The sequence below is a fragment of the Streptomyces sp. NPDC004667 genome, assembly GCF_040609475.1.
Taxonomy (GTDB): Bacteria; Actinomycetota; Actinomycetes; order Streptomycetales; family Streptomycetaceae; genus Streptomyces.
This window is the reverse complement of record NZ_JBEXKC010000027.1, coordinates 14,451-38,557: the sequence shown is the minus strand read 5'-3', so window position 1 is coordinate 38,557 and position 24,107 is coordinate 14,451. Positions and strand designations below refer to the sequence as shown.

The 24,107-nt window shown below is 70.6% G+C and carries 21 protein-coding genes, 2 tRNA genes and 1 pseudogene; 10 read left to right on the top strand and 14 right to left on the bottom strand.

What is annotated here, in order from left to right; translation table 11 throughout:
* Positions 1-87 precede the first annotated feature (87 nt).
* Positions 88-792 (top strand): DUF5324 family protein, encoded by a 705-nt coding sequence (locus tag ABZW32_RS17410; protein ID WP_356216643.1) that lies wholly within the window; start codon positions 88-90, stop codon positions 790-792.
* 93 nt (positions 793-885) lie between these two features.
* On the opposite strand, the gene ABZW32_RS17405 is transcribed toward ABZW32_RS17410, so the two are convergent.
* Positions 886-1,467 (bottom strand): LysM peptidoglycan-binding domain-containing protein, encoded by a 582-nt coding sequence (locus ABZW32_RS17405; RefSeq protein ID WP_356216640.1) that lies wholly within the window; start codon positions 1,465-1,467, stop codon positions 886-888.
* Between the two features lie 150 nt (positions 1,468-1,617).
* Positions 1,618-2,100 carry a MarR family winged helix-turn-helix transcriptional regulator gene (locus ABZW32_RS17400; RefSeq protein WP_356216638.1) on the bottom strand — a complete coding sequence of 161 codons (483 nt, stop codon included), beginning with the start codon at positions 2,098-2,100 and terminating at the stop codon, positions 1,618-1,620.
* A gap of 115 nt (positions 2,101-2,215) precedes the next feature.
* On the opposite strand from ABZW32_RS17400, the gene ABZW32_RS17395 reads away from it, so the two are divergent.
* Positions 2,216-3,691, top strand: a complete 1,476-nt coding sequence (locus ABZW32_RS17395; RefSeq protein ID WP_356216635.1) for an MFS transporter — start codon at positions 2,216-2,218, stop codon at positions 3,689-3,691.
* Between the two features lie 60 nt (positions 3,692-3,751).
* On the opposite strand, the gene ABZW32_RS17390 is transcribed toward ABZW32_RS17395, so the two are convergent.
* Positions 3,752-3,824 (bottom strand) — tRNA-Ala (locus tag ABZW32_RS17390).
* Between the two features lie 161 nt (positions 3,825-3,985).
* Here ABZW32_RS17390 and ABZW32_RS17385 point away from each other — a divergent pair.
* On the top strand, positions 3,986-4,534 hold the full coding sequence (locus ABZW32_RS17385; RefSeq protein ID WP_030225168.1) for a transcriptional regulator: 549 nt from the start codon (positions 3,986-3,988) through the stop codon (positions 4,532-4,534).
* Between the two features lie 38 nt (positions 4,535-4,572).
* A complete protein-coding gene (locus ABZW32_RS17380; protein ID WP_356216632.1) occupies positions 4,573-5,787 on the top strand; it encodes a serine/threonine-protein kinase in 1,215 nt (404 codons plus the stop codon).
* 49 nt (positions 5,788-5,836) lie between these two features.
* Here the strand turns inward: ABZW32_RS17380 and ABZW32_RS17375 are convergent, their stop codons facing one another.
* The 11 genes from ABZW32_RS17375 to dnaA form a co-directional block, all read right to left on the bottom strand.
* A complete protein-coding gene (locus ABZW32_RS17375; protein WP_356216629.1) occupies positions 5,837-7,180 on the bottom strand; it encodes a hypothetical protein in 1,344 nt (447 codons plus the stop codon).
* 173 nt (positions 7,181-7,353) lie between these two features.
* The gene (locus ABZW32_RS17370; RefSeq protein ID WP_208809277.1) at positions 7,354-7,488 is read right to left on the bottom strand and encodes a DLW-39 family protein; all 135 of its coding nucleotides are present in this window, start codon (positions 7,486-7,488) and stop codon (positions 7,354-7,356) included.
* A gap of 144 nt (positions 7,489-7,632) precedes the next feature.
* Positions 7,633-7,706, bottom strand: a tRNA-Ile gene (locus ABZW32_RS17365).
* A gap of 83 nt (positions 7,707-7,789) precedes the next feature.
* Positions 7,790-8,458: a DUF3566 domain-containing protein gene (locus ABZW32_RS17360; RefSeq protein WP_356216627.1), complete on the bottom strand. Its 669-nt coding sequence runs from the start codon at positions 8,456-8,458 to the stop codon at positions 7,790-7,792.
* Positions 8,459-8,460: 2 nt separating this feature from the next.
* Complete coding sequence (gene gyrA, locus ABZW32_RS17355) at positions 8,461-11,073, bottom strand: DNA gyrase subunit A (RefSeq protein WP_356216624.1); 2,613 nt, start codon at positions 11,071-11,073, stop codon at positions 8,461-8,463.
* A gap of 40 nt (positions 11,074-11,113) precedes the next feature.
* A complete protein-coding gene (gene gyrB, locus ABZW32_RS17350; RefSeq protein WP_356216777.1) occupies positions 11,114-13,135 on the bottom strand; it encodes a DNA topoisomerase (ATP-hydrolyzing) subunit B in 2,022 nt (673 codons plus the stop codon).
* Positions 13,136-13,696: 561 nt separating this feature from the next.
* On the bottom strand, positions 13,697-14,230 hold the full coding sequence (locus ABZW32_RS17345; RefSeq protein WP_356216621.1) for a DUF721 domain-containing protein: 534 nt from the start codon (positions 14,228-14,230) through the stop codon (positions 13,697-13,699).
* The gene (gene recF, locus ABZW32_RS17340) at positions 14,227-15,363 is read right to left on the bottom strand and encodes a DNA replication/repair protein RecF (RefSeq protein WP_356216618.1); all 1,137 of its coding nucleotides are present in this window, start codon (positions 15,361-15,363) and stop codon (positions 14,227-14,229) included. Before recF ends, ABZW32_RS17345 begins: the two co-directional genes overlap by 4 nt.
* An 85-nt stretch (positions 15,364-15,448) precedes the next feature.
* Positions 15,449-16,324: a phosphogluconate dehydrogenase (NAD(+)-dependent, decarboxylating) gene (gene gnd / locus ABZW32_RS17335; RefSeq protein ID WP_356216616.1), complete on the bottom strand. Its 876-nt coding sequence runs from the start codon at positions 16,322-16,324 to the stop codon at positions 15,449-15,451.
* Positions 16,325-16,500: 176 nt separating this feature from the next.
* Positions 16,501-17,631: a DNA polymerase III subunit beta gene (gene dnaN, locus ABZW32_RS17330; protein ID WP_030225190.1), complete on the bottom strand. Its 1,131-nt coding sequence runs from the start codon at positions 17,629-17,631 to the stop codon at positions 16,501-16,503.
* Positions 17,632-18,507: 876 nt separating this feature from the next.
* Complete coding sequence (gene dnaA / locus ABZW32_RS17325; RefSeq protein WP_356216613.1) at positions 18,508-20,313, bottom strand: chromosomal replication initiator protein DnaA; 1,806 nt, start codon at positions 20,311-20,313, stop codon at positions 18,508-18,510.
* Positions 20,314-20,672: 359 nt separating this feature from the next.
* Between dnaA and rpmH the strand changes: the two genes are divergently transcribed.
* From rpmH to rsmG, 6 genes and pseudogenes are all read left to right on the top strand, one after another.
* Complete coding sequence (gene rpmH / locus ABZW32_RS17320) at positions 20,673-20,810, top strand: 50S ribosomal protein L34 (RefSeq protein WP_018547628.1); 138 nt, start codon at positions 20,673-20,675, stop codon at positions 20,808-20,810.
* 21 nt (positions 20,811-20,831) lie between these two features.
* Positions 20,832-21,206 (top strand): ribonuclease P protein component, encoded by a 375-nt coding sequence (rnpA, locus tag ABZW32_RS17315; RefSeq protein ID WP_356216610.1) that lies wholly within the window; start codon positions 20,832-20,834, stop codon positions 21,204-21,206.
* Positions 21,203-21,457 (top strand): annotated as a pseudogene (gene yidD / locus ABZW32_RS17310) (membrane protein insertion efficiency factor YidD); the annotation flags it as partial. The gene rnpA and the pseudogene yidD, both read left to right, overlap by 4 nt.
* 30 nt (positions 21,458-21,487) lie before the next feature.
* Positions 21,488-22,594, top strand: coding sequence for a membrane protein insertase YidC (gene yidC / locus ABZW32_RS17305; protein WP_356216607.1), 1,107 nt, complete (start codon positions 21,488-21,490; stop codon positions 22,592-22,594).
* Between the two features lie 15 nt (positions 22,595-22,609).
* Positions 22,610-23,122, top strand: coding sequence for a R3H domain-containing nucleic acid-binding protein (locus ABZW32_RS17300; RefSeq protein ID WP_030225194.1), 513 nt, complete (start codon positions 22,610-22,612; stop codon positions 23,120-23,122).
* A 115-nt stretch (positions 23,123-23,237) separates the two neighbouring features.
* Positions 23,238-23,954, top strand: a complete 717-nt coding sequence (gene rsmG / locus ABZW32_RS17295) for a 16S rRNA (guanine(527)-N(7))-methyltransferase RsmG (protein ID WP_356216604.1) — start codon at positions 23,238-23,240, stop codon at positions 23,952-23,954.
* The last annotated feature ends 153 nt before the right edge of the window (positions 23,955-24,107 follow it).

Here is a 24,107-nt window from a genome sequence, read left to right as displayed (position 1 = left end):
TCACGCATGCCCGGCGGCGCTATGGCAGGCATGATCCGACAAAGGGTGGAAAGGTGAACTGTGTCCGCCACCGAGGAGGAGGATCCCGTGACACGCAACGACAGCGTGCGCCTGGCCGCCGAGAGCGCCAGGGACACCGTGAGGCACGCGGCGGAAGCGGTGGCGCCGTACGCGGAGACCGCGCGGAACGCCGCCGTGCACTACGCGCAGGAGGCGAACGAGCGGCTGGCGCCGAAGGTCTCGTACGCGGCCGGCCAGGCCTCGCTCCACGCGCGGACGGCCTACGACACCCATCTGTATCCCGCCATGGTGGCGGCGCGCGCCCACGTACCGCCCCCCGTCGACCGGGCGGCGGTCCAGGCGCTGGAGCAGACGCGCCGTGCGGCGCGCCAGGCCGCCGACTACACGCAGCCCCGCATCGAGAGCGCCGTGGCGGCGGCCACGCCGGTCGCCGAGGAGGCCGCGGCCCGCTCGACGGCGGCGCTGGCGGCCCTGCGCGGTCAGGTCTCGGCCAAGGAGGTGCACCGGCTGGTCCGGCGCAACGAGCGGCGGGCGCGCTGCCACCGGACACTGCGCGGGGTCGCGCTCGTCGGCCTCGTGGCGGGCGCCGCCTTCGTGGTGTGGAAGTGGTGGGACCGGCAGTCGAACCCGGACTGGCTCGTGGAGCCCCCGGCGGCCACCGAGGTCTCCCGCGCCGCCGAACCAGCCAGCTTCGACGACGAGCTGGCGGAGAAGGAGCGCGAGGCCCAGGCGGGCTCGGCCAACGGCTCCGAGGGCGACGAGCGGCACTGACGGCCGCCCGCCCGGCATGCGGAAGGGGCCCGGATCCACCACCTGGATCCGGGCCCCTTCCGCGTCCCGCCGCTCCGGCTGCCGGGGGAGGGGTTACCCGGGCAGGGTGAGCACCATGCCGGGCAGGATCATGTCGGGGTTCGGGCCGACCACGGTCCTGTTCATGGCGTAGAGCTCCCGCCACCGGGCCTCGTTGCCGAGCTCGCGGCGGGCGATCTCGGAGAGCGAGTCGCCCGCCTTGACCGTGTACATGCGCTTCTTGGCCGTCGGCGACGGCTTGGGCGAGACGGGTACCGCCTTGTGCGCGGCCGACGCGGGGCTGGGCATGGCCGGACCGGACGCCGGGGGCGGCGGTACCGCGGGCGTCCGGGGCGCGGCGGCCAGGGGCGGCCCGGGCGGGCCCGCCAGGGGCGGCTTCGGTGGCACCGGTACCGCCTTGTGCGCGGCCGACATCGGGCTGGGCATGGCCGAACCGGACACCGGGTGCCGCGGCGGCGCGGCCGCGGCCGTCCGCTCGCCGGCCGGCGCGGCGTCGACGTACTTGCCGCCCATGCCGCCGGCCGCGGACCCCGCCGCGGCCTGCTGCTCCGCCTGCTCCTTCGCCTGCTCCTTGGCCTTCGCGGCCGCCTCGTGTTCCTTGTTCTTGTCGGACTTCAGGAAGTCGAAGAGTCCCATGTGCGTACGCCTCCGGCCTGGTGTTGCCCCCCGGTCTCGATGCCTCTCCCCACTGTCCGCCACCCGGGGCCGAACGGCCCAGTGACGGGGCCGTCCGGGGGACGCCCGGCGGTGTCCCCGGGGCCGCCCGCGCGGGACGCCCCGGGGCGGCTACTGGCGGGCGCGGCGGGCCGGGCGGGGGGTCTCCGAGGGGATCGCGAGGGCGTCCTCGGCGAGCAGCCGCAGCGTGCGCAGGAGGGCTTCGCGGTCGGCCGGGGGGAGCGGGGCGAGGGCCTCGGCGTGCACCCGGTCGACGATCCGGGTGCTCTCGACGGCGACCTCGGCGCCCTTGGGGGTCACGGCGATGATCCGGGCCCTGCGGTCGGCGGCGGAGGGCCGCCGCTCGGCCAGGCCGGCTTTCTCCAGGGCGTCGACGGTCACCACCATCGTCGTCTTGTCCATGTCACCGATCTCGGCGAGCTGGATCTGGGTGCGCTCCTCCTCCAGGGCGTGCACGAGGACGCAGTGCATACGGGCCGTCAGCCCGATCTCCCCGAGGGCCGCGGCCATGCGGGTGCGCAGGACGTGGCTGGTGTGGTCCAGGAGGAAGGACAGGTCGGGCTCGGTCCGCGCGGTGGGCGCCATGGCGGTCATGACCTCAGCCTAACAATTCGATCCGAGAAATATAGTCTGCAACAAAACCATCTGCTACGGTCGCACCAGTCGCCGGATACGACGACCTGCCGCCTCACCGCGACCGGAGAAACCGATGCCCGCCACGCTCCAGGCCAGCGCACCCGCACCCACAGCCGCCGACGCCACTGCCGCCGCACCCGCACCCCGGGCACCCCGGCTCCGCTCCCGCTGGACCGCGCTCGCCGTGCTCTCCACCGGCATGCTCATGACCGTCCTCGACGGCAGCATCGTCACCGTGGCCATGCCGGCCGTCCAGAACGACCTCGGCTTCACCCCCGCCGGCCTCAGCTGGGTGGTCAACGCCTACCTGATCGCCTTCGGCAGCCTGCTGCTCCTCGCCGGCCGCCTCGGCGACCTGATCGGCCGCAAGCGGATGTTCCTGGCGGGCACCGCCGTCTTCACGGCCGCCTCGCTCCTCGCCGGCCTCGCCGGATCGCCCGCCCTGCTGATCGCCGCCCGCTTCCTCCAGGGCCTGGGCAGCGCGATGGCCTCCTCCGTCAGCCTCGGGATCCTGGTCACCCTCTTCACCGGAACCCGCGACCGCACCCGGGCGATCGCCGTCTTCTCCTTCACCGGAGCCGCCGGAGCCTCCCTGGGCCAGGTGCTGGGCGGGGTCCTCACCGACGCCCTGGACTGGCACTGGATCTTCTTCATCAACCTGCCCATCGGCATCGCCGCCCTGCTCGCCGCCCTCCCCGCCCTGCCCCGCGACCGCGGCCTCGGCCTGCGCGCCGGAGCCGACGCCCTCGGCGCGGTCCTGGTCACCGCCGGACTGATGACCGGCATCTACGCCGTCGTCACCGTCGAGACGTACGGCTGGACCTCCGCGCACACCCTCGGCCTCGGCGGCCTCTCCCTGGCCCTGCTCACCGCCTTCACCGTGCGCCAGGCCAAGGCCCGCGTCCCCCTGATGCCGCTTCGGATCCTGCGCTCCCGCACCGTGGCCGGCGCGAACCTGGTCCAGATGCTGATGGTGGCCGCGCTGTTCTCCTTCCAGATCCTGCTCGCCCTCCACCTCCAGCGGGTCCAGGGCTACGGAGCCGCGGAGACCGGCCTCGCGATGCTGCCCGCCGCCCTCTCCATCGGCGCGGTCTCGCTCGGCGTCTCGGCCCGCCTGAACGCCCGCTTCGGCGAGCGCGCCGTACTCCTCGCGGGGCTCGGCCTGCTGACGGCCGGCCTCGGGCTGCTGACCCGGCTGCCGGTGCACGCGGACTACGTCACCGACCTGCTGCCCGTCATGCTGCTGGCCTCCGGCTTCGGCCTGGCCCTGCCGGCGCTCACCGCCCTGGGGATGTCCGGCGCCGACGAGCGGGACGCGGGCCTGGCTTCGGGCCTCTTCAACACCACCCAGCAGATCGGCATGGCCCTCGGGGTCGCCGTCCTGTCCACCGTGGCCGCCTCCCGCACCGGGTCCCTGACCGCGGCCGGCCGCACCCCCGCCGAATCCCTCACGGGCGGCCACCACCTCGCCTTCGCCCTCGGCGCCGCCCTCCTGCTGACCGCCGGCGCCGTGACGGCCACCGTCCTCCGCCGCCCCCGCACCCCCTGAGGGCCGGCACGCGAAAGACCCCCTGACCGGCGTTTCCGCTGGTCAGGGGGTCTTTGAATGTGGAGCCTAGGAGATTCGAACTCCTGACATCTGCCTTGCAAAGGCAGCGCTCTACCAACTGAGCTAAGGCCCCGAGCAACCGGACGCGACCGTACCCCGTGAGGCAACGACCGTTCCGCAGCACAGAGTACCCGGTGTACCCCCGCATCCCGCAAAATGATAGGGACTCCCGCCCCGCGACCACGCTCCGTAAGATGCTCGCGAGGTTCGCACCAGCGAAGGGGAGTAGTCAGAGTGGACGCAGTACAGCAAGAGGCCACGGCCAGAGCCAGGGAACTGCAGCGCAGTTGGTACGGGGAGCCGCTCGGCGCGCTGTTCCGACGGCTCATAGATGACCTCGGCCTGAACCAGGCCCGCCTCGCTGCCGTCCTCGGGCTGTCGGCGCCGATGCTGTCCCAGCTGATGAGCGGGCAGCGCGCCAAGATCGGTAACCCGGCCGTGGTCCAGCGGGTCCAGGCCCTCCAGGACCTCGCCGGACAGGTTGCGGACGGAAGCGTCAGCGCGGCCGAGGCCACCGACCGGATGGACGAGATCAAGAACACCCAGGGAGGCTCCGTCCTCAGCAACAGCGGTCAGACGACGACGAGTTCCGGCGCGCCCACGGTCAAGCGGGTCGTCCGGGAGATCCAGTCGCTGCTGCGATCGGTCTCCGCCGCCGGGGACATCATCGACGCGGCGGATTCCCTCGCACCCAGCCATCCGGAACTGGCAGAGTTCCTTCGGGTCTACGGCGCGGGCCGCACCGCGGAGGCGGTGGCCCACTACGAGGCCCACCAGAACTGACGCGCACGCGTGACGGGGGACGGGGGACGGGCGCAGCGATGGGTGAGGTCTTCGCCGGCCGGTACGAACTGGCCGACCCGATCGGGCGCGGCGGGGCGGGCGCCGTCTGGCGGGCCTGGGACCACCGCCGCCGCCGGTACGTGGCCGCCAAGGTCCTCCTGCACGGCGACGCCCACGCCCTGCTGCGCTTCGTTCGCGAGCAGGCCCTGCGCATCGACCACCCGCACGTGCTGGCACCGGCCAGCTGGGCGGCCGACGACGACAAGGTCCTGTTCACCATGGACCTCGTCGCCGGCGGCTCCCTCGCCCATCTGATCGGCGACTACGGGGCCCTGCCGCCCCGGTTCGCGTGCGCGCTGCTCGACCAGCTCCTGGCGGGGCTGGCGGCGGTGCACGCGGAGGGCGTCGTCCACCGCGACGTCAAACCGGCCAACATCCTGCTGGAGGCCACCGGAACCGGGCGGCCGCACCTGCGGCTGTCCGACTTCGGCATCTCGATGCGCAAGGGCGAGCCGCGGCTCACCGGCACCGACCTGGTCGTCGGCACCCCGGGTTACTTCGCCCCCGAGCAACTGACCGGCGCCGAGCCCGACTTCCCCGTCGACCTCTTCGCGGCGGGACTCGTCGCGCTGTACCTGCTGCAGGGCCGCAAGCCCGATTCCCTCGCGCCGGCACGGCAGTTCCCGGCCCAGGGCGTCCCCGGACCTCCCGAGGGCGTCCCCGCGCCCCTGTGGGACGTGATCGCCAACCTCCTGCACCCGGACCCCCGCAAGCGGTTCCGGACCGCCACAGGGGCGCGCAAGGCCCTTGCCGAGGCCGTCCAGTTGCTACCGTCACCCGACCCGGACGAGGATCCGGTGGAGGTGTTCGACCAACTCGGTCCGCTCCCCGCCGGTTTCGGCCCCGCGGGCCCCTCGGACCCACGCTCCGCCGCCGCCTCCGCGCCCTCCCCGGAGCCCGCTCCCACGCCCTCCCCGAGGGCCTCGCACGGGCCGCCCGCCGCCGCTGCCTTCGGGCCCCCGCCGCCCGGCCACGGCCCCGAGGAGACGGACGGCTTCCACCTCGCGCCCCCGTCCTCCCCGACGCCCCCGTCCTCCCCGGAGCCCGCGCCCGCGGGGCCGGCACCGGTCCCGGCGCCCGTGGTGCCCGCGCGCCGCCGGATCCCCCCGCCCCCGGCCGGGGTCACCGCCGCGATCCTCTCGGCGGCGCTCCTGTGCTTCGCGGTCGGCGCCTGGGCGCTGACCCGCATCTAGGTCGTCTCTTTCGGATCTTGCCGGCCAGGCAAGATCCGGAAGAGACGGCCTAGGCCGACCCGCCCGCCCCCGCTCCGGTGCGCCGGGCCAGCAGGAGCCAGCCGCCGAGCCCGAGCAGCAGCAGCGCGCCCGTCCCGAAGCCGGCGCCCGCCACGGTCCGCATCAGGGAGCGGTCCTCCTCCCGGGCGGCGGCCTCGGGGACGGTGAGCCCGTCCTTCGCGGCGGCCCGCTCGGCGGCGCCGACCCCGAAGCCCGCCGCCGCCAGCCCCTCCCGGTACGCGGGCTCCGCGGCCCGGACGCCGCCCACGTCCACCCGTAGGGTCAGCGGCACGGGCGAGGCGTCCTCGGTGAACTCCCCCACCCTGCCGCCCAGGGTGACGGCGACGTAGTACCAGCCGGCCACCCGCAGCGGCCGGACCTCCGCCCGGTCGGAGAAGCGGTTCGCGTACGCCACGGGCACCGTCCCCGGCAGGGTCACGGCGGCCTGCTGCCCGTCGTAGGAGGTGTCCCCGGAGTCCACGATCCCCCGGTAGGGCGTGTAGAGCGAGACGGTGAGCCCGTCGGAGGCGGAGCCGTACGGCAGGGTCATCCGGGCCTTCGCGATCTCGGCGCCGACCGCCAGCCGCTGCCCCCAGTCCAGCGGGACCCGGTAGAACCGCGTCTGTCCGGGCCTCAGGTCGTCGCGCCACACCCCGGAGCCCAGGGCCCGCGCGTCGTTGAAGCCGGTCCCGCCGGTCCGCGGGACCGGGTCCGTGCCCGGCAGGGCCGGGGAGGGGGAGGGCAGCACCGCGGGCGGGGAGACCGGGGCGCCGCCCGCGGCCGGGGCCGGTTCGCGCAGGACGAGGAGCTCCACCGGCCAGGCCGCCCGGTCGGAGTCCTTGTCCGCCGACCGGGTGACCTTCGCGTAGTACGTCCCCGGGGCCTGGCACTCGGCGTCCTCCTCCAGCCGCCGCTGGCCCGCCGCCGCGAGCGGGACCGGGTCGGTGCCGAAGGAGGCACGGCCCGGGTTGTACGGGCAGGCGCGGCCGGCGTTGGTCATGACCTCGACCTCGACCCCGTCGGAGTACCCGACCCTGCTCCCGGCGGGTGGGCGCAGCACGGCGGACACGTACACGGTGGAGGCGCTGTCGAGACCGAGCCGGTACACCCGTTCGCCCGGGGCCACGGTGTCCTCGTAGACCACGCCGGTCTCCAGCAGCGGGGCGTCCGCCGTGGAGGGCCCGCCCTCCACCCGCCGGGCCCCCTCGGCCGCCAGGTAGCGCGGCGGCGGGGCGGGGGCCGGGGAGGGCCCGGCCTCCGCGCGGGCGGCCCCCGGCAGCCAGAACGCCACCAGTGCCGCGGCCAGTACGGGGCGCACGACCGCGCCCGCCCCGCGTCCCCGACGCACCCGCACGCGCACGTCCACCCCACACCATCCCGTTTTTGCCATTGCAAGCTAAATCGTTGCAGAACGGAATTTCACGGAACTTCCCGGCACGGAACCTCCAGGCACGGAACTTCCCGGCACGGAACAGCACGAAGCCCCGGCAGCAGCGGCAGCCGGGGCTTCATGGAATCAAGCGGGTCTCACACGCCGGAACCAGAGGGCACGGAGTCGGTTGCCTCCGTCCACAGGTCCTGCTCGGCGCGGTCCGCCTGGATCTGGCGGTACACGAGGAGCCCGCCGATGGCGGCCAGTGCGACCAGGAGCAGCTTCTTCACCGCGCGACCTCGTCTTTCGTTGACGTAGGGGACTTCTGGCGGCCAACAATACACACCGGCCGATACCGATCGGTTACCTGGCAACCCCTCAAAGGGCCCAACGTCGAAGACCCCCAGGCCATGGCCTGGGGGTCTTCGACACTGTGGGGCTAACAGGATTTGAACCTGTGGCCTCATCCTTATCAGGGATGCGCTCTAACCAACTGAGCTATAGCCCCATCCGCGCTGCGCGCTGACTCCTGAAGATTAGCGCACAGACGCGGTCGAGCCAAAATCGCGCTCTAGGGGGCGTCCGCGCAGGTCATTCGTCCTCGGCGAGCGTGAGCTCCACGCCGCCCACGAAGCCCGCCGACAGGTTGTAGATGAACGAACCCAGCGTCGCCAGAGCCGTCATCAGCACCACGTCGATCACCGCGATCACCGAGGTGAAGATCAGCACGCGCGGCAGCGAAAGGAACGACTGGAGGTCGAACCCGTTGCTCTCGTTGGAACCGGTCGCCTCGCTGATCGTGCCGCCGACGGTCGAGAAGATGCCCATGGCGTCCATGACCATCCACAGCACCGCCGCCGCGACGACGGTGCACACGCCCAGCGCGATCGACAGCAGGAAGCTGACCTTCATCACCGACCACGGGTCGGCCTTGGCCACCCGCAGCCGCGCCTTGCGCGTCCTCGGCGTCGTACGGATGACCGGACCCGTTCCCCGCTGCGTGCCGGGGCCCTTGGGGGCCGCGTAGGCCTGCGGGGGCTGGTACGGCTGCGCGCCCGGCTCCTGGCCCGCCCCGGCCTTCTGCTTGCCGTTCGCCTTCGACTTCGCCTTCGCCTGCGGCTGCGCGGCCGGTGCCGGCTCCGACTCCGGTCCTCGGGTGTCCGTCACCGTTGCCCCCTGTCCCCCCTGGGAGTCCGCGGCGGGGCCACGGGCACCGTTCGCTCCAGTCTTGGCCGGTCCGGCGCCCGTGGCTCCACTCACGCTTACTCCTCGTGCTCCCCTGCCGGGGACTCACTGCCCCCGGCCGCCTCGGCGGCCTGTCCGTCGGCTGCCCCGGCCTCGATCTCTGTCTCGATCTCGTCGACCTCGTCAGCTTCCTGACCGGCCTCGGCGTTCCGAGCGATGCCGACCACGGCATCGCGCTTGCCCAGGTTGATCAGCTGGACGCCCATGGTGTCACGGCCCGTCTCCCTGACTTCGTTGACGCGCGTACGGATCACACCACCGCCGAGCGTGATGGCGAGAATCTCGTCCGTTTCGTCGACCACCAGCGCGCCCACGAGCGAACCGCGGTCTTCCACGATCTTGGCGGCCTTGATGCCCAGACCACCACGGCCCTGGACGCGGTACTCGTCCACGGCCGTCCGCTTGGCGTAGCCGCCGTCGGTCGCGGTGAAGACGAAGGTACCGGGCCGCACGACGCTCATCGACAGCAGCTCGTCGCCCTCGCGGAAGCTCATGCCCTTCACACCGGACGTGGCCCGTCCCATCGGGCGCAGCGCGTCGTCGGTCGCCGTGAAGCGGATCGACTGCGCCTTCTTGCTGATGAGCAGCAGGTCGTCCTCGGCGGACACCAGCTCGGCGCCGATCAGCTCGTCGTCCGCGCCGCTCTCCGTCTCCCGGAGGTTGATCGCGATGACGCCACCCGAACGGGGCGAGTCGTAGTCCTTCAGCGCCGTCTTCTTCACCAGGCCGCCCTTGGTGGCCAGGATCAGGTAGGGCGCGGCCTCGTAGTCGCGGATCGCGAGGATCTGGGCGATCTTCTCGTCCGGCTGGAAGGCCAGCAGGTTCGCCACGTGCTGCCCGCGCGCGTCACGGCCGGCGTCCGGCAGCTCGTACGCCTTGGACCGGTAGACGCGGCCCTTGTTGGTGAAGAACAGCAGCCAGTGGTGCGTGGTGGAGACGAAGAAGTGGTCGACCAGGTCGTCCTGCTTCAGCTTCGTGCCGCGCACGCCCTTGCCGCCGCGCTTCTGCGAGCGGTAGTCCTCGGTCTTGGTGCGCTTGACGTAGCCGCCGTGCGTGATGGTGACGACGATGTCCTCTTCGGCGATCAGGTCCTCCATGGACATGTCGCCGTCGAAGGGCACCAGCTTGGAACGCCGGTCGTCGCCGAACTTCTCGACGATCGCCGCCAGTTCCTCGCTGACGATCGAACGCTGCTTGGCCGGCGAGGCCAGGATCGCGTTGTACTCGTTGATCTTCGCCTGGAGTTCGTCGTGCTCGGCGACGATCTTCTGCCGCTCCAGGGCCGCGAGGCGCCGCAGCTGCATCTCCAGGATCGCGTTCGCCTGGATCTCGTCGATCTCCAGGAGGCCCATCAGGCCCTCGCGCGCGATCTCGACCGTGTTGCTGCGCCGGATGAGCGCGATGACCTCGTCGATCGCGTCCAGCGCCTTGAGCAGACCGCGCAGGATGTGGGCGCGCTCCTCCGCCTTGCGCAGGCGGAAGCGCGTGCGCCGGACGATGACCTCGATCTGGTGCTGCACCCAGTGGCGGATGAACGCGTCGATCGACAGGGTGCGCGGCACCCCGTCCACCAGCGCCAGCATGTTCGCGCCGAAGTTCGTCTGCAGGTCGGTGTGCTTGTAGAGGTTGTTCAGCACGACCTTCGCCACGGCGTCGCGCTTGAGCACGATCACCAGGCGCTGACCCGTCCGGGACGAGGTCTCGTCGCGGACGTCGGCGATGCCGCCGATCTTGCCGTCCTTGACCAGGTCGGCGATCTTCTGCGCGAGGTTGTCCGGGTTGGTCTGGTACGGGAGCTCCGTGACCACCAGGCACTGGCGGTTCTGGATCTCCTCGACCTCCACCACCGCGCGCATCGTGATGGAGCCGCGCCCGGTCCGGTACGCCTCCTCGATGCCCTTGCGGCCCACGACCAGCGCGCCGGTCGGGAAGTCGGGGCCCTTGATGCGCTCCAGGAGCGCGTCGAGCAGTTCCTCGTGCGAGGCGTCCGGGTGCTCCAGCGCCCACTGCGCGCCCGCCGCGACCTCGCGGAGGTTGTGCGGCGGGATGTTGGTGGCCATGCCGACGGCGATGCCGGCGGAGCCGTTGATCAGCAGGTTCGGGAACCGCGCCGGCAGGACGGTGGGCTCCTGGTTGCGGCCGTCGTAGTTGTCCGTGAAGTCGACGGTCTCCTCGTCGATGTCCCGGAGCATCTCCATGGCCAGCGGCATCAGCTTGCACTCGGTGTAGCGCATCGCGGCCGCCGGGTCGTTGCCCGGGGAACCGAAGTTGCCGTTGGAGTCCACCAGCGGCATGCGCATCGACCACGGCTGGGCCAGACGGACCAGCGCGTCGTAGATGGAGCTGTCACCGTGCGGGTGGTACGTGCCCATGACGTCGCCGACGACGCGGGCGCACTTGTAGAAGCCCTTCTCGGGCCGGTAGCCGCCGTCGTACATCGCGTACAGCACACGACGGTGGACCGGCTTGAGGCCGTCCCGTACGTCGGGCAGCGCGCGGGAGACGATGACGGACATCGCGTAGTCGAGATAGGAGCGCTGCATCTCGGTCTCGAGCCCGACGGGCTCGATGCGCATGACGGGCTGCTCCTCCGCGGGGTTCTCCGCGGTGGGGGTGGTTTCGTCGGCCATTGCTGGTCAGAAGTCCTTTCAGGCGGTCAGCTGAGCCGACTCAGATGTCGAGGAAGCGAACGTCCTTGGCGTTGCGCTGGATGAAGGAGCGCCGGGCTTCGACGTCCTCACCCATCAGCACCGAGAACAGGTCGTCGGCCTGCGCGGCGTCGTCCAGGGTGACCTGGCCGAGCACGCGGTGGTCCACGTCCATGGTGGTGACGCGCAGCTCCTCGGCGTTCATCTCGCCCAGACCCTTGAAGCGCTGGATCGAGTCTTCCTTGATCCGCTTGCCGTTCTGCTTGCCCAGCTCGACCAGGGCGTCGCGCTCGCGGTCCGAGTACGCGTACTCGAAGTCGTCGCGACCCCACTTGATCTTGTAGAGCGGCGGGCGGGACAGGTAGACGTGCCCGGCCTCGACCAGCGGCCGCATGAAGCGGAAGAGGAAGGTCAGCAGCAGGGTGTTGATGTGCTGGCCGTCGACGTCGGCGTCCGCCATCAGGATGATCTTGTGATAGCGGAGCTTCTCGATGTCGAAGTCCTCGTGCACACCGGTGCCGAAGGCACTGATCAGCGCCTGGACCTCGGTGTTCTGCAGGATCTTGTCGATGCGCGCCTTCTCGACGTTCAGGATCTTGCCGCGGATGGGCAGGATGGCCTGGTACATCGGGTTGCGGCCGGACTTGGCCGAGCCGCCGGCGGAGTCACCCTCGACGATGAAGATCTCGCACTTGATCGGGTCGTTCGACTGGCAGTCGGACAGCTTGCCCGGCAGCGAGGCGCTCTCCAGCAGACCCTTGCGGCGCGTCAGGTCGCGGGCCTTGCGGGCCGCGACGCGGGCCGTGGCCGCCTGGATCGACTTGCGGATGATGTCCGCGGCCTCGACCGGGTTGCGGTCGAACCAGTCGTTCAGGTGCTCGTGGACGACCTTCTGCACGAAGGTCTTGGCCTCCGTGTTGCCCAGCTTGGTCTTCGTCTGGCCCTCGAACTGGGGCTCGCCCAGCTTGACCGAGATGATCGCCGTCAGACCCTCGCGGATGTCCTCGCCGGCGAGGTTGTCGTCCTTCTCGCGGAGCAGCTTCTTGTCCCGCGCGTAGCGGTTGACCAGGCCGGTCAGCGCCGCGCGGAAGCCCTCCTCGTGGGTGCCGCCCTCGTGCGTGTGGATCGTGTTCGCGAAGGAGTAGACCCCCTCCGTGTACTGCGAGTTCCACTGCATCGCGATCTCGACCGAGAGCATGCGCTCCTTGTCCTCGGCCTCGACGTCGATGACGGTCGGGTGGATCAGCTCGCCCTTGCGCGAGTTGAGGTACTTCACGAAGTCGACGATGCCGCCCTCGTAGTGGTACTTGACCGTGCGCGCCTGCGGCTCGGTCGCGTCCGCTTCCGGGTCGTCGGCGCCCGCCGTGGCCTTCGCCGACTCGCGCTCGTCGGTCAGCGTCAGGGTCAGGCCCTTGTTGAGGAAGGCCATCTCCTGGAAGCGCCGCGACAGCGTCTCGAAGGAGTACTCGGTGGTCTCAAAGATGTCGCCGTCGGCCCAGAAGGTCACCGACGTGCCGTGCTCGTCGGTCTCCTCGTTCTGCGCCAGCGGGGCCGTCGGCACGCCCAGCTTGTAGTCCTGGGTCCAGCGGTGGCCGTCCGTCTTCACCTCGACCGCGACCTTGGTCGACAGGGCGTTCACGACGGACACACCGACGCCGTGCAGACCGCCGGAGACGGCGTAGCCGCCGCCGCCGAACTTGCCGCCCGCGTGCAGGACGGTCAGCACGACCTCGACGGCCGGCTTGCCCTCGGACGGCACGATGCCGACCGGGATGCCGCGGCCGTTGTCGACCACGCGCACCCCGCCGTCGGCGAGGATCGTCACGTCAATGGTGTCCGCGTGCCCGGCCAGCGCCTCGTCGACCGAGTTGTCGACGACCTCGTAGACGAGGTGGTGCAGACCACGCTCACCCGTCGAGCCGATGTACATACCCGGCCGCTTGCGGACCGCGTCCAGGCCCTCGAGGACCTGGATCGCACTGGCGTCGTAATTCTTCTCGTTGGAGTCGCCGGAATCGGCCACGAAGCGCCCTTTCTGGCACAGCGCAGCCCGTACTCCGGACCAGCATGTGCGCCGGGGGAGCGGCCGCGTCGATCTGCGTTGTCTGCGTTTGTAGCTGTCACCCCGCGAACGGGCGGGATTGTCTCCAGTCTACCGGTACCACTGACATGAATGGGGGTTTGCCGGTACCTGAGTCCGCATGTGCCGCCCTGAACCTCCTCTCTCCGACTCCCCATATTCGGGGTGGGGCTCCAAGAGGCTCACGCGGGCATCCAGCGCTTCGGCCTGTCAACCCGCGGCTACCGTGAGGGACACCGCACCCGGCGGGGCCGGGCCCGGGGGCGCGCGGGCGGGGCGCGGGGACGGGAAGAGGGGGCCCGCGCGGGGTGGAAAGGGCCGGAAACCGCCCGGGAGCCGGCCCGTGCGGACGGCGGCCGGCCGGTACCGGCACGCGGCTGCGGGGCGGCCGGTACGGGACCTCCGCGCGGACGGTACGGAGCCGCCGGGGGCGGGCCCTACGAGGCCGCCGGGGCGGACGGTACGGGGCCTCGGGCGCGGGTGGTACGGGCCGTCCGGGACCGCCGGCGCGGGGCCGGGCCGGTCTCAGCCCCAGGTGTCCCCGGGCCCGCTGCTGCCCGGGGCGCGCCAGGGGCCGTGCCGCTTGGGGCGGCCGCCGGGACCCTGGACCTTGATCAGCCGGACCGTGCCCTGGCCCAGGTCCGCGTTGAGCCGCGCCACCAGCTGCGGGGCCAGCAGCTTCAGCTGCGCCGCCCAGGCGGAGGAGTCGCACCGTACGAGGAGCTCACGGTCCTCGTAGCGTTCCGGTTCACAGTGCGCGGCGATCTCCGGGCCGACGATCTCCGCCCAGCGCTCCATCACCCCGGCCACCGCGATCGGCATCTCCCAGCCGCGTTCCGTCCGCAGCCGGTCCAGGGCCGCCATCAGCGGCATCGGATCCCGGCCGTCGGCACGGGCGCCGGAGCGCAGGCCCGGCTGCCGGTGGCGCTGGCGCCCGCTCACCGCGTTCCCGCGGGCACGGGCCTGCTCCCGCGCGGCGGCCAGCGCCTGCCGCGCCAGGTCCACCCCGGACGGCTCCGGGGTCCTCGGCTTGTCCTGCCCGCCCTCGCCCGCGCTCACAGCCGGGTCACCTCGCCTCCGGAGACCGCGAACCGGGTGCCGGTCAGCACCCCCGGAACGTCGTCGTCCACCGCCGCCGTGACCAGGACCTGCTCGCCCGGGGCCACCAGTTCCGCGAGCCGCTCCCGGCGGCGCGCGTCGAGCTCCGCGAAGACGTCGTCCAGGATCAGCACCGGTTCCGTCCCCTCCGAGCGCAACAGCTCGTACGAGGCCAGGCGCAGCGCCAGTGCGTACGACCAGGACTCGCCGTGGCTGGCGTACCCCTTGGCGGGCAGTTCGCCCAGGCGCAGCAGGACGTCGTCGCGGTGCGGTCCGACGAGGGTGACGCCGCGTTCGATCTCCTGCTTGCGCACCTCGGACAGGGCCGCCAGCAGGACCTCGTAGAGCGCCTCGCGGGTGCGTGCCTCCCCGCTGTCGACCGGCTCGCCGGCCGAGGAGCGGTAGGCGAGCCCGAGCGGGCCGCCGCCGGGTGCGAGCTGCTCGTAGGCCTTGTCGGCGAGCGGCAGCAGGGTCGCGATCAGGTCGAGGCGCTGTGCGAGGAGTTCGGCGCCCGCGCGGGCCAGGTGCTGGTCCCACACGTCGAGGGTGGAGAGGTCCATGGAGCGGCCTCCGTGCCGACGGGCCATCGCCGCCGACTTCAGCAGGGTGTTGCGCTGCTTGAGGACGCGTTCGTAGTCGGAGCGGACGGCCGCCATGCGCGGGGAGCGGGCCGTGACGAGCTCGTCCAGGAAGCGCCGGCGCTCCCCCGGGTCGCCCTTGACCAGCGCCAGGTCCTCGGGGGCGAACAGCACGGTGCGTACGATCCCCAGCACGTCCCGGGGCCTGACCTGCGAGGACCGGTTGATGCGGGCCCGGTTGGCGCGGCCCGGGTTGAGTTCCAGCTCCACGAGCTGCGTACGTTCGCCCTGGGTGACGGCGGCCCGGACGACGGCCCGTTCCGCGCCCATCCGGACGAGCGGGGCGTCCGAGGAGACCCGGTGGCTGCCCAGGGTGGCCAGGTAGCCGATGGCCTCGACGAGGTTCGTCTTGCCCTGGCCGTTGGGGCCCACGAAAGCCGTGACGCCCGGGGCGAGGGGAACCTCGGCCCGGGCGTACGAGCGGAAGTCGGCCAACGAGAGATGCGAAACGTGCATACGGCGCCGACCTCCCCCGGCTTCCTGCTGCTTGCTCTGTGGTGCTGTGGTGCTGTCGTCCGTGGGGCGGTGTCGCCCCGTGGGACTACTTCTTCTCGACCGCGTGGCCGCCGAACTGGTTGCGCAGCGCCGCGATCATCTTCATCTGCGGGGAGTCGTCCTGGCGCGAGGCGAAGCGGGCGAACAGCGAGGCGGTGATCGCCGGCAGCGGCACCGCGTTGTCGATCGCGGCCTCGACGGTCCAGCGGCCCTCGCCGGAGTCCTGCGCGAAGCCGCGCAGCTGCTCCAGGTGCTCGTCCTCGTCCAGCGCGTTCACGGCGAGGTCCAGCAGCCAGGAACGGATGACCGTCCCCTCCTGCCAGGAGCGGAACACCTCGCGGACGTCGGTGACCGAGTCCACCTTCTCCAGGAGCTCCCAGCCCTCGGCGTAGGCCTGCATCATGGCGTACTCGATGCCGTTGTGGACCATCTTCGCGAAGTGGCCCGCGCCGACCTTGCCGGCGTGTACGGCGCCGAAGTCACCCTCGGGCTTGAGGGCGTCGAAGACCGGCTGGACCGCGGCGACGTGCTTCTCGTCGCCGCCGTACATGAGCGCGTAGCCGTTCTCCAGGCCCCAGACGCCGCCGGAGACACCGCAGTCGACGAAGCCGATGCCCTTGGCCTTCAGCTCCTCGGCGTGCTTCTCGTCGTCGGTCCAGCGGGAGTTGCCGCCGTCGACGACGATGTCGCCGGGCGCGAGCAGCTCCGCGAGCTCGTCGACGGTGGACTGCGTGGCCGCACCGGCGGGGACCATCACCCACACCACGCGGGGGGACTGCAGGCTGTCCACGAGTTCCCGCAGGCTGTGGACATCCGCGAGGTCCGGGTTGCGGTCGTATCCGATGACGGTGTGGCCTGCGCGGCGGATGCGCTCGCGCATGTTGCCGCCCATCTTGCCGAGACCGACGAGACCGAGCTCCATCAGGTGCTTCCTTACGCGTTGTGGCCGTCTTTGGCTGTACCGGGGCTCCCCGGGTTCGGGGGTGGCCCACCGGATCCGAGCCTACGCCGGGCCGTGGTGCGGGGCCCGCTCCGAACGGCGTCGGGCCCGGTCCCGCAGGCTGCGAGACCGGGCCCGACGGCGCTGTGCGGGGGGTGTCAGCCGGACAGGCGCACCGGCATGATCAGGTACTTGTAGGCCTCGTCGGCCTCCGCGTCGACCGCCGGACGGCCGCTGAGCAGCGCGGGCTTGGTGGACGTGGTGAAGCTGAGCTGGGCCGCGGGCGAGTCGATCGCGCTGAGGCCGTCGAGCAGGAAGGTCGGGTTGAAGGCGATGGAGATGTCGTCGCCCTCCAGCTTCGCGTCGACGCGTTCCACAGCCTGTGCATCGTCGCTGGAGCCCGCCTCCAGGATGAGGACGCCCTGCTCGAAGCTGAGCCGGACCGGCGTGTTGCGCTCGGCCACCAGGGCGACGCGCTTGACGGCCTCGACGAAGGGCGCGGTCTCGATCACGGCGATGGAGTTGAACTCCGTCGGGAAGAGGGTGCGGTACTTCGGCAGGTCGCCTTCGAGCAGGCGGGTGGTGGTGCGGCGGCCGGCGCCCTCGAAGCCGATGAGGCCCTCGCCCTGGCCGGAGCCGGAGAGCGCCAGGGTGACGGTGTCGCCGCTGGTGAGGGACTTGGCGGTGTCCAGGAGGGTCTTGGCGGGCACCAGGGCCACGGCCGAGGCGTCCGGGTTCTCCGGCTTCCACAGGAACTCGCGGACCGCGAAGCGGTAGCGGTCGGTGGAGGCCAGGGTGACGCGGTCGCCCTCGATCTCGATGCGGACACCGGTCAGCACGGGCAGCGTGTCGTCGCGGCCGGCGGCGATGGCGACCTGGGCGGCGGCGGAGGCGAAGACCTCACCGGGCACGGTGCCGGTCGCGGTCGGCATCTGGGGCAGCGCCGGGTATTCCTCCACAGGCAGGGTGTGGAGTGTGAACCGGGAGGAGCCGCAGACCACGGTCGCCCGTACACCGTCTGTGGAAATCTCCACCGGGCGGTTGGGGAGGGCGCGGCAGATGTCTGCGAGGAGCCGGCCGGAGACGAGGACGGTGCCGTCCTCCTCGACGTCCGCCTCGACGGAGACGCGGGCCGAGACCTCGTAGTCGAAGCCGGAGAGCGACAGGGTGCCCTCTTCGGCCTTCAGCAGCAGGCCCGCGAGCACGGGCACCGGCGGCCGGGCCGGGAGGCTGCGTGCAGCCCAGGCCACCGCCTCCGCGAGTACGTCGCGTTCCACCCGGATCTTCACCGGAAACCGCCTCCTGCTGTTGCTCGCTCGTCTGCCGGCCTTCGTCGTCGGCTCGTCGATGCCTCGACCGTTGCCGGGGACCAGTCTGACGTACGGCGCCGACAGTCGTCGCGGCTGGCGGTCAAGTCGGGAGCGAGGTGTCGGGACGGCCGATCGACGAGTTGTGCACAGGACCTGCTTGAAAACCGAAACCGGCCTAACTCTCCATGGGGGTAGTAGTAGGGCCTGTGGAAACGGTGGATAAGCCCGTTTTCCCAGGTCAACCCCTGTTTTTTATCCCCACACCCTGTGGGTGGCACCGGTGGACAACACGGTGTCTCTGTGGAGAACGAAAACTTCTGCACAGGCCGTCCCCAGGTGACCCGCACTACTCCACAGCTGTGTCCCCAGCTTTTCCCCAGCGGTCCACACACCAAACGTCGACATCCGTGTGACGGCTTTCACTCGGGACGGTGACCGGGGGTGCCTCGTTGCCGAACAGTGGACAACGGTGTGGAGAACCCCTCGCGTCCTGTGCACAGGACGCGGGAACCTGTGGGTCTCCGGTGGACAAAGGAGTGGATGACCCTGTGGACGAAATTTCTGTCCACAGCCTGTGGATGATCCTTGCGCACAATTCCACAGGCGCCTGACCTGGCCTGATGGGCCCTCAACCAGGGCTCCTGTGGACGGATTGTGGGCGACGGAAACTGTCCTCAGGCTGTGGACGGAAGAAAGTTGGGGAATCTGTGGATGACTTGCTCCCTGGGGGGCGCATTCGAACAAGGTGGGGGCGCACGGACGAAGAAGGGCGCCCCCGGTTCAATCCGGGAGCGCCCTGTCTGGGGGTTTGCCCGGGGTCGCGGAGTCCCCTGACGCCGCTGCCGGGGGCCGGCGTCAGCCGTTCTTGATGCGGTTGGTGAGCTCCGTGACCTGGTTGTAGATGGAGCGCCGTTCGGCCATGAGAGCGCGGATCTTGCGGTCGGCGTGCATGACGGTGGTGTGGTCGCGGCCGCCGAACTGGGCCCCGATCTTGGGCAGCGACAGGTCCGTGAGCTCCCGGCACAGGTACATGGCGATCTGCCGGGCGGTGACCAGGACGCGGCTGCGCGAGGAGCCGCACAGGTCGTCCACGGTGAGCCCGAAGTAGTCCGCGGTGGCCGCCATGATGTCGGAGGCGGTGATCTCGGGTGCGCTGTCCTCGCCGCCCGGGATCAGGTTCTTGAGGACGTCCTCCGCCAGGCCCAGGTCGACCGGCTGCCGGTTGAGGCTCGCGAAGGCGGTGACCCGGATCAGCGCCCCCTCCAGCTCGCGGATGTTGCGCGAGATGCGGGACGCGATGAACTCCAGTACCTCCGGCGGGGCGTTGAGCTGCTCCTGGACGGCCTTCTTGCGCAGGATCGCGATACGGGTCTCCAGCTCGGGCGGCTGGACGTCGGTGATCAGGCCCCACTCGAAGCGGTTGCGGAGCCGGTCCTCCAGGGTGACGAGCTGCTTGGGCGGCCGGTCGGAGGACAGCACGATCTGCTTGTTGGCGTTGTGGAGCGTGTTGAAGGTGTGGAAGAACTCCTCCTGCGTCGACTCCTTGCTCGCGAGGAACTGGATGTCGTCGACCAGCAGGATGTCCATCTCGCGGTAGCGCTTGCGGAAGGCGTCGCCCTTGCCGTCGCGGATGGAGTTGATGAACTCGTTGGTGAACTCCTCCGAGCTCACGTACCGCACCCGCGTACCGGGGTAGAGGCTGCGCGCGTAGTGCCCGATGGCGTGCAGCAGGTGCGTCTTGCCGAGGCCCGACTCCCCGTAGATGAAGAGGGGGTTGTACGCCTTCGCCGGCGCCTCGGCGACGGCCACCGCGGCCGCGTGCGCGAAGCGGTTGGAGGCGCCGATGACGAAGGTGTCGAAGAGGTACTTGGGGTTCAGCCGGGCGGTCGGCTCCAGCGGGCCCGAGGTGGAACCGCCGGACGGGGCCGGCGGGGGCGCGGGCCGGCCGGGGGCCGGGCGCGGGGCGGGCTGCTCGTACTGCTGCTGCTCGTACTTCTGTTGTTCGTACTGCTGCTGTTCGTACTTCTGGGATTCGTACGGGGACTGCTCGTACTGCTGCTGCTCGTAGGAACCCTGCTCGTAGGAGTTCTGCTCGTAGCCGCCGGGCTCCTGCTGCTGGAGGTAGCCGGGCTGCGGGGAGGCGTAGGGGTCGCGCTCGGGGAAGCCGCCCAGGCGCGGCTGCTGCCAGCCGTAGTCGTCCTGCTGGCCGCCGCGCGGCCAGGCGCCGGGCTCGGGGCGCTGCTGCTGGTACTCCGGGTAGGCCGGGCGGGCGGTGGGGAGCTGGTCCTCGCCGCCGGGGCCGGTGGGGCCGCCGGGGCGCTGGCCGCCGTACGGCTCGTAGCCCTCGCGCTGCCCCGGGGCCGACGGCGCCGGGGGCGCGGGCTCGCCCGCGGAGTCGTCCACCGTGATCGCGATCCGGATGGGCCGGCCGCACTCACGGCTGAGGGCATCGCTGATGAGCGGGGCCAGACGGCCTTCGAGAACCCGCTTGCCCCATTCGTTGGGGACGGCGAGCAGGGCGGTGTCGGCGACGAGGGCCAGTGGCTGGCATCGTTCCACCCACTGCTTGTCCTTGGGCTCGATGCCCTGCTGACCCTCCCCGAGCAGCTTCTCGAGCACGCGTGGCCACACTGCGGCAAGATCGGCGGGTACGTCAGCCACAGAGCACGCTCTCTCACAGGTCCCGGTCCCACGAATGTGTGGTTCTTTGGGACGGTCGGGACAAAAATCCGGGATCAGGCAACGGTAGTCAGGCCGGTGGGTACGGTTCAAGTCGTTGTCCACAGCCTGTGCACAGTGTGCGGCAGGGCGGGCTCGGTTTGACCGGATGGCGTAGCCGCGCGTACCGTAACGAGGTCGAGTTGTCGATGGCTGCTGCCGCCTGCCTACCGATGGGCGAAGATCACTGATTGTGATCGTTTAGCGGTGTCCACTCGGGCGAACACGCGAGTTCCTCGTGGGCGCACGGTGACAGCCAGGCGATGTAACGCCACACACGATTCATTCTCTGGAGCCCCCGAGTGAGCAAGCGCACCTTCCAGCCGAACAACCGCCGTCGTGCCAAGACCCACGGCTTCCGTCTTCGGATGCGTACCCGTGCCGGTCGCGCGATCCTCGCGAACCGTCGCAGCAAGGGCCGCGCCGCCCTCTCCGCGTAACAACACGCAGGTCGTGACGTTGTGCTGTCTCCCGAAAATCGGCTGAGGCGGCGTGAAGACTTCGCGAGCGCGGTACGACGGGGCCGGCGGGCAGGACGCCCGCTCCTCGTCGTCCACCTACGTACCAGCGGTGCAACGGACCCGCACGAGCCGGGGGAGATCGCTCCCTCGCCGCGTGCGGGTTTCGTCGTCAGCAAGGCCGTCGGCATAGCGGTCGTCCGCAACCGGGTCAAGCGTCGCCTGCGTCACCTCGTCCGCGACCGGCTGGCCCAGTTGCCCGCAGGTAGCCTGGTGGTGGTGCGGGCCCTGCCCGGAGCGGGTGATGCCGGCGTCGACGAGCTGGCTCGTGACCTGGATGCCGCCCTGGCGCGGCTACTGGGAGGCGTCGCTCGATGAAGTACCCGCTGCTCGCCTTGATCAAGCTGTACCAGTGGACGATCAGTCCGCTGCTCGGGCCGGTGTGCCGCTATTACCCGTCGTGCTCGCACTACGGGTTCACGGCCATCGACCGGCATGGTGCGGTGAAGGGGACGGTTCTGACCGCCTGGCGGATCCTGCGGTGCAATCCGTGGTCCCCGGGTGGTGTGGATCATGTCCCACCCCGGAAACGCCCGCGTTGGCACGAGCAGCTGCGCAGTGCGTTGCGTAGATCTCGCAATGCTCAAGGAGCCTGATTAGTGGACACGATTGCCAGTCTGTTCAGCTTTATCACCACCCCCGTGTCATGGGTCATCGTCCAGTTCCACTCGCTGTACGGGGCGATCTTCGGCCCGGACAGTGGATGGGCCTGGGGCCTGTCCATCGTGTCCCTGGTGGTACTGATCCGTATCTGCCTGATCCCGCTCTTCGTGAAGCAGATCAAGGCGACGCGGGGCATGCAGGCGCTCCAGCCGAAGATGAAGGCGATCCAGGAGCGCTACAAGAACGACAAGCAGCGTCAGTCCGAAGAGATGATGAAGCTGTACAAGGAGACGGGTACCAACCCGCTCTCCTCGTGCCTTCCCATCCTGGCGCAGTCCCCGTTCTTCTTCGCGCTGTACCACGTGCTCTCGGCCATCGCCAACGGCCAGACCATCGGCGTGATCAACCAGTCGCTGCTGGAGAGCGCCCGCCAGGCGCACATCTTCGGCGCCCCGCTGGCCGCCAAGTTCACGGACAGCGCCGAGAAGGTCGCCTCGCTGGGCGCCTCGATCACCGACGTGCGCATCGTGACCGCGGTCATGATCATCCTGATGTCGCTGTCGCAGTTCTACACCCAGCGCCAGCTGATGGCGAAGAACGTCGACCTCTCGGTCAAGACGCCGTTCATGCAGCAGCAGAAGATGCTGATGTACATCTTCCCGCTGATCTTCGCGGTGATGGGCATCAACTTCCCCGTCGGTGTCCTCGTCTACTGGCTGACCACGAACGTGTGGACCATGGGTCAGCAGATGTACGTGATCAACCAGAACCCGACGCCGGGCAGCAAGGCGCAGGACGAGTACCTGACCCGTCTCCTGAAGCACGTCTCCACCCACGGGGACGTCAAGGGCCGGAGCAAGAAGAAGATCGTCGCGGCGATCGTGGCCAAGGGTCCGGACCGCAACGACAACGAGCGCAAGTTCATCACCTCGCTGACGAAGCAGGGCATGGCCGCGCAGGCGGACGGCTCCGTGATGAAGAGTTCCGAAGCCACCGCCGATGCGGACGCCGCGAGTGGCGGTGTCGCCACGAAGCGGCAGCAGCCCAAGCGGCAGACGAAGTCGAAGCGACAGACGCCCCCCAGCAAGCCCTCCAAGAAGTAAGAAGGAGTCCCTCCCGTGACGGAAGGCACCACCACCGCCGCCGCTGAGAGTGGCGACACCCTGACCCGCCTGGAGCAGGAGGGTGAGATCGCGGCCGACTACCTTGAGGGTCTGCTGGACATCGCGGACCTGGACGGCGACATCGACATGGACGTCGAGGCCGACCGTGCCGCGGTGTCGATCGTGAGCGACTCCGCCGGCCGCGACCTGCAGAAGCTCGTGGGCCGCGACGGTGAGGTCCTGGAGGCTCTGCAGGAGCTGACCCGCCTCGCCGTGCACCGCGAGACCGGGGACCGCAGCCGGCTGATGCTGGACATCGCCGGCTTCCGGGCCAAGAAGCGCGAGGAGCTCGCGGCGCTGGGTGCCAAGGCCGCCGAAGACGTGAAGTCCTCGGGCGAGCCGCTGAAGCTGGCTCCGATGACCCCCTTCGAGCGCAAGGTCGTCCACGATGCCGTGGCGGCCGCCGGTCTCAAGAGCGAGTCCGAGGGCGAGGAGCCGCAGCGCTTCGTCGTTGTGCTCCCGGCCTGACCGGAACGTTGTGCGTCGGCCCCGTCTGTGTCGCAGGCGGGGCCGATGTTTGTAAGCCTGACATGTGAACGGCACGGTATTGGCGTGAGCGGTTCTGTACGGAAGGACGGTCCCCGTGACGGAGGCAGCTGAGCTTCCCCCGGCGCCCGAAGAGGCGCGCGCGGTGTTCGGTGAGTTTTTCCCGGAAGCTGTGCGGTATGCGGAGCTGCTGGCGGATGCGGGGGTCCAGCGCGGTCTGATCGGGCCGCGTGAGGTTCCCCGCCTGTGGGAGCGGCACCTGCTGAACTGCGCGGTGCTCTCCGAGGTGGTGCCCCAGGGCGTCACCGTGTGCGACGTGGGCTCCGGGGCCGGTCTGCCCGGCATCCCCCTCGCACTGGTCCGGCGGGACCTGAAGATCACCCTGCTGGAGCCCCTGCTGCGCCGTACGAACTTCCTCCAGGAAGCCGTGGAGCTGCTGGGTCTGGACCACGTCACCGTGGTGCGCGGCCGGGCCGAAGAGGTGCTCGGCAAGGTTCAGCCGGTGCACGTGGTCACGGCCCGTGCCGTGGCCCCGCTCGACCGGCTGGCCGGCTGGGGCGTTCCCCTGCTGCGTCCGTACGGGGAGATGCTGGCGCTCAAGGGCGACACCGCCGAAGAGGAGCTGGTGTCGGCGAAGGTCGCGCTGAGCAAGCTCGGTGTGGTGAAGACCTCGGTGCTTCAGGTGGGAGAGGGCGTCGTGGACCCCCTCTCCACGGTGGTCCGGGTGGAGGTCGGAGAAAGCCCCGGTGGGGTGAGGTTCGCCGCCAAGCGGGCTAAGGCCGCCCGTGTGGGGCGGGTACGCCGACGCCGTTGATCTTGTCCCTTTCGGGCTGTTGAGCCTGATAGGTCTGGATTTCGGAGTGTCGTAGCGGCCTGAAGACTCCGTCCGGGCATCGTGTTTCACGTGAAACATCGCTCTCTGCTGCACGGAATCATCAGCCGCGGCCGTGCTGCTGCGGCCCCCCGC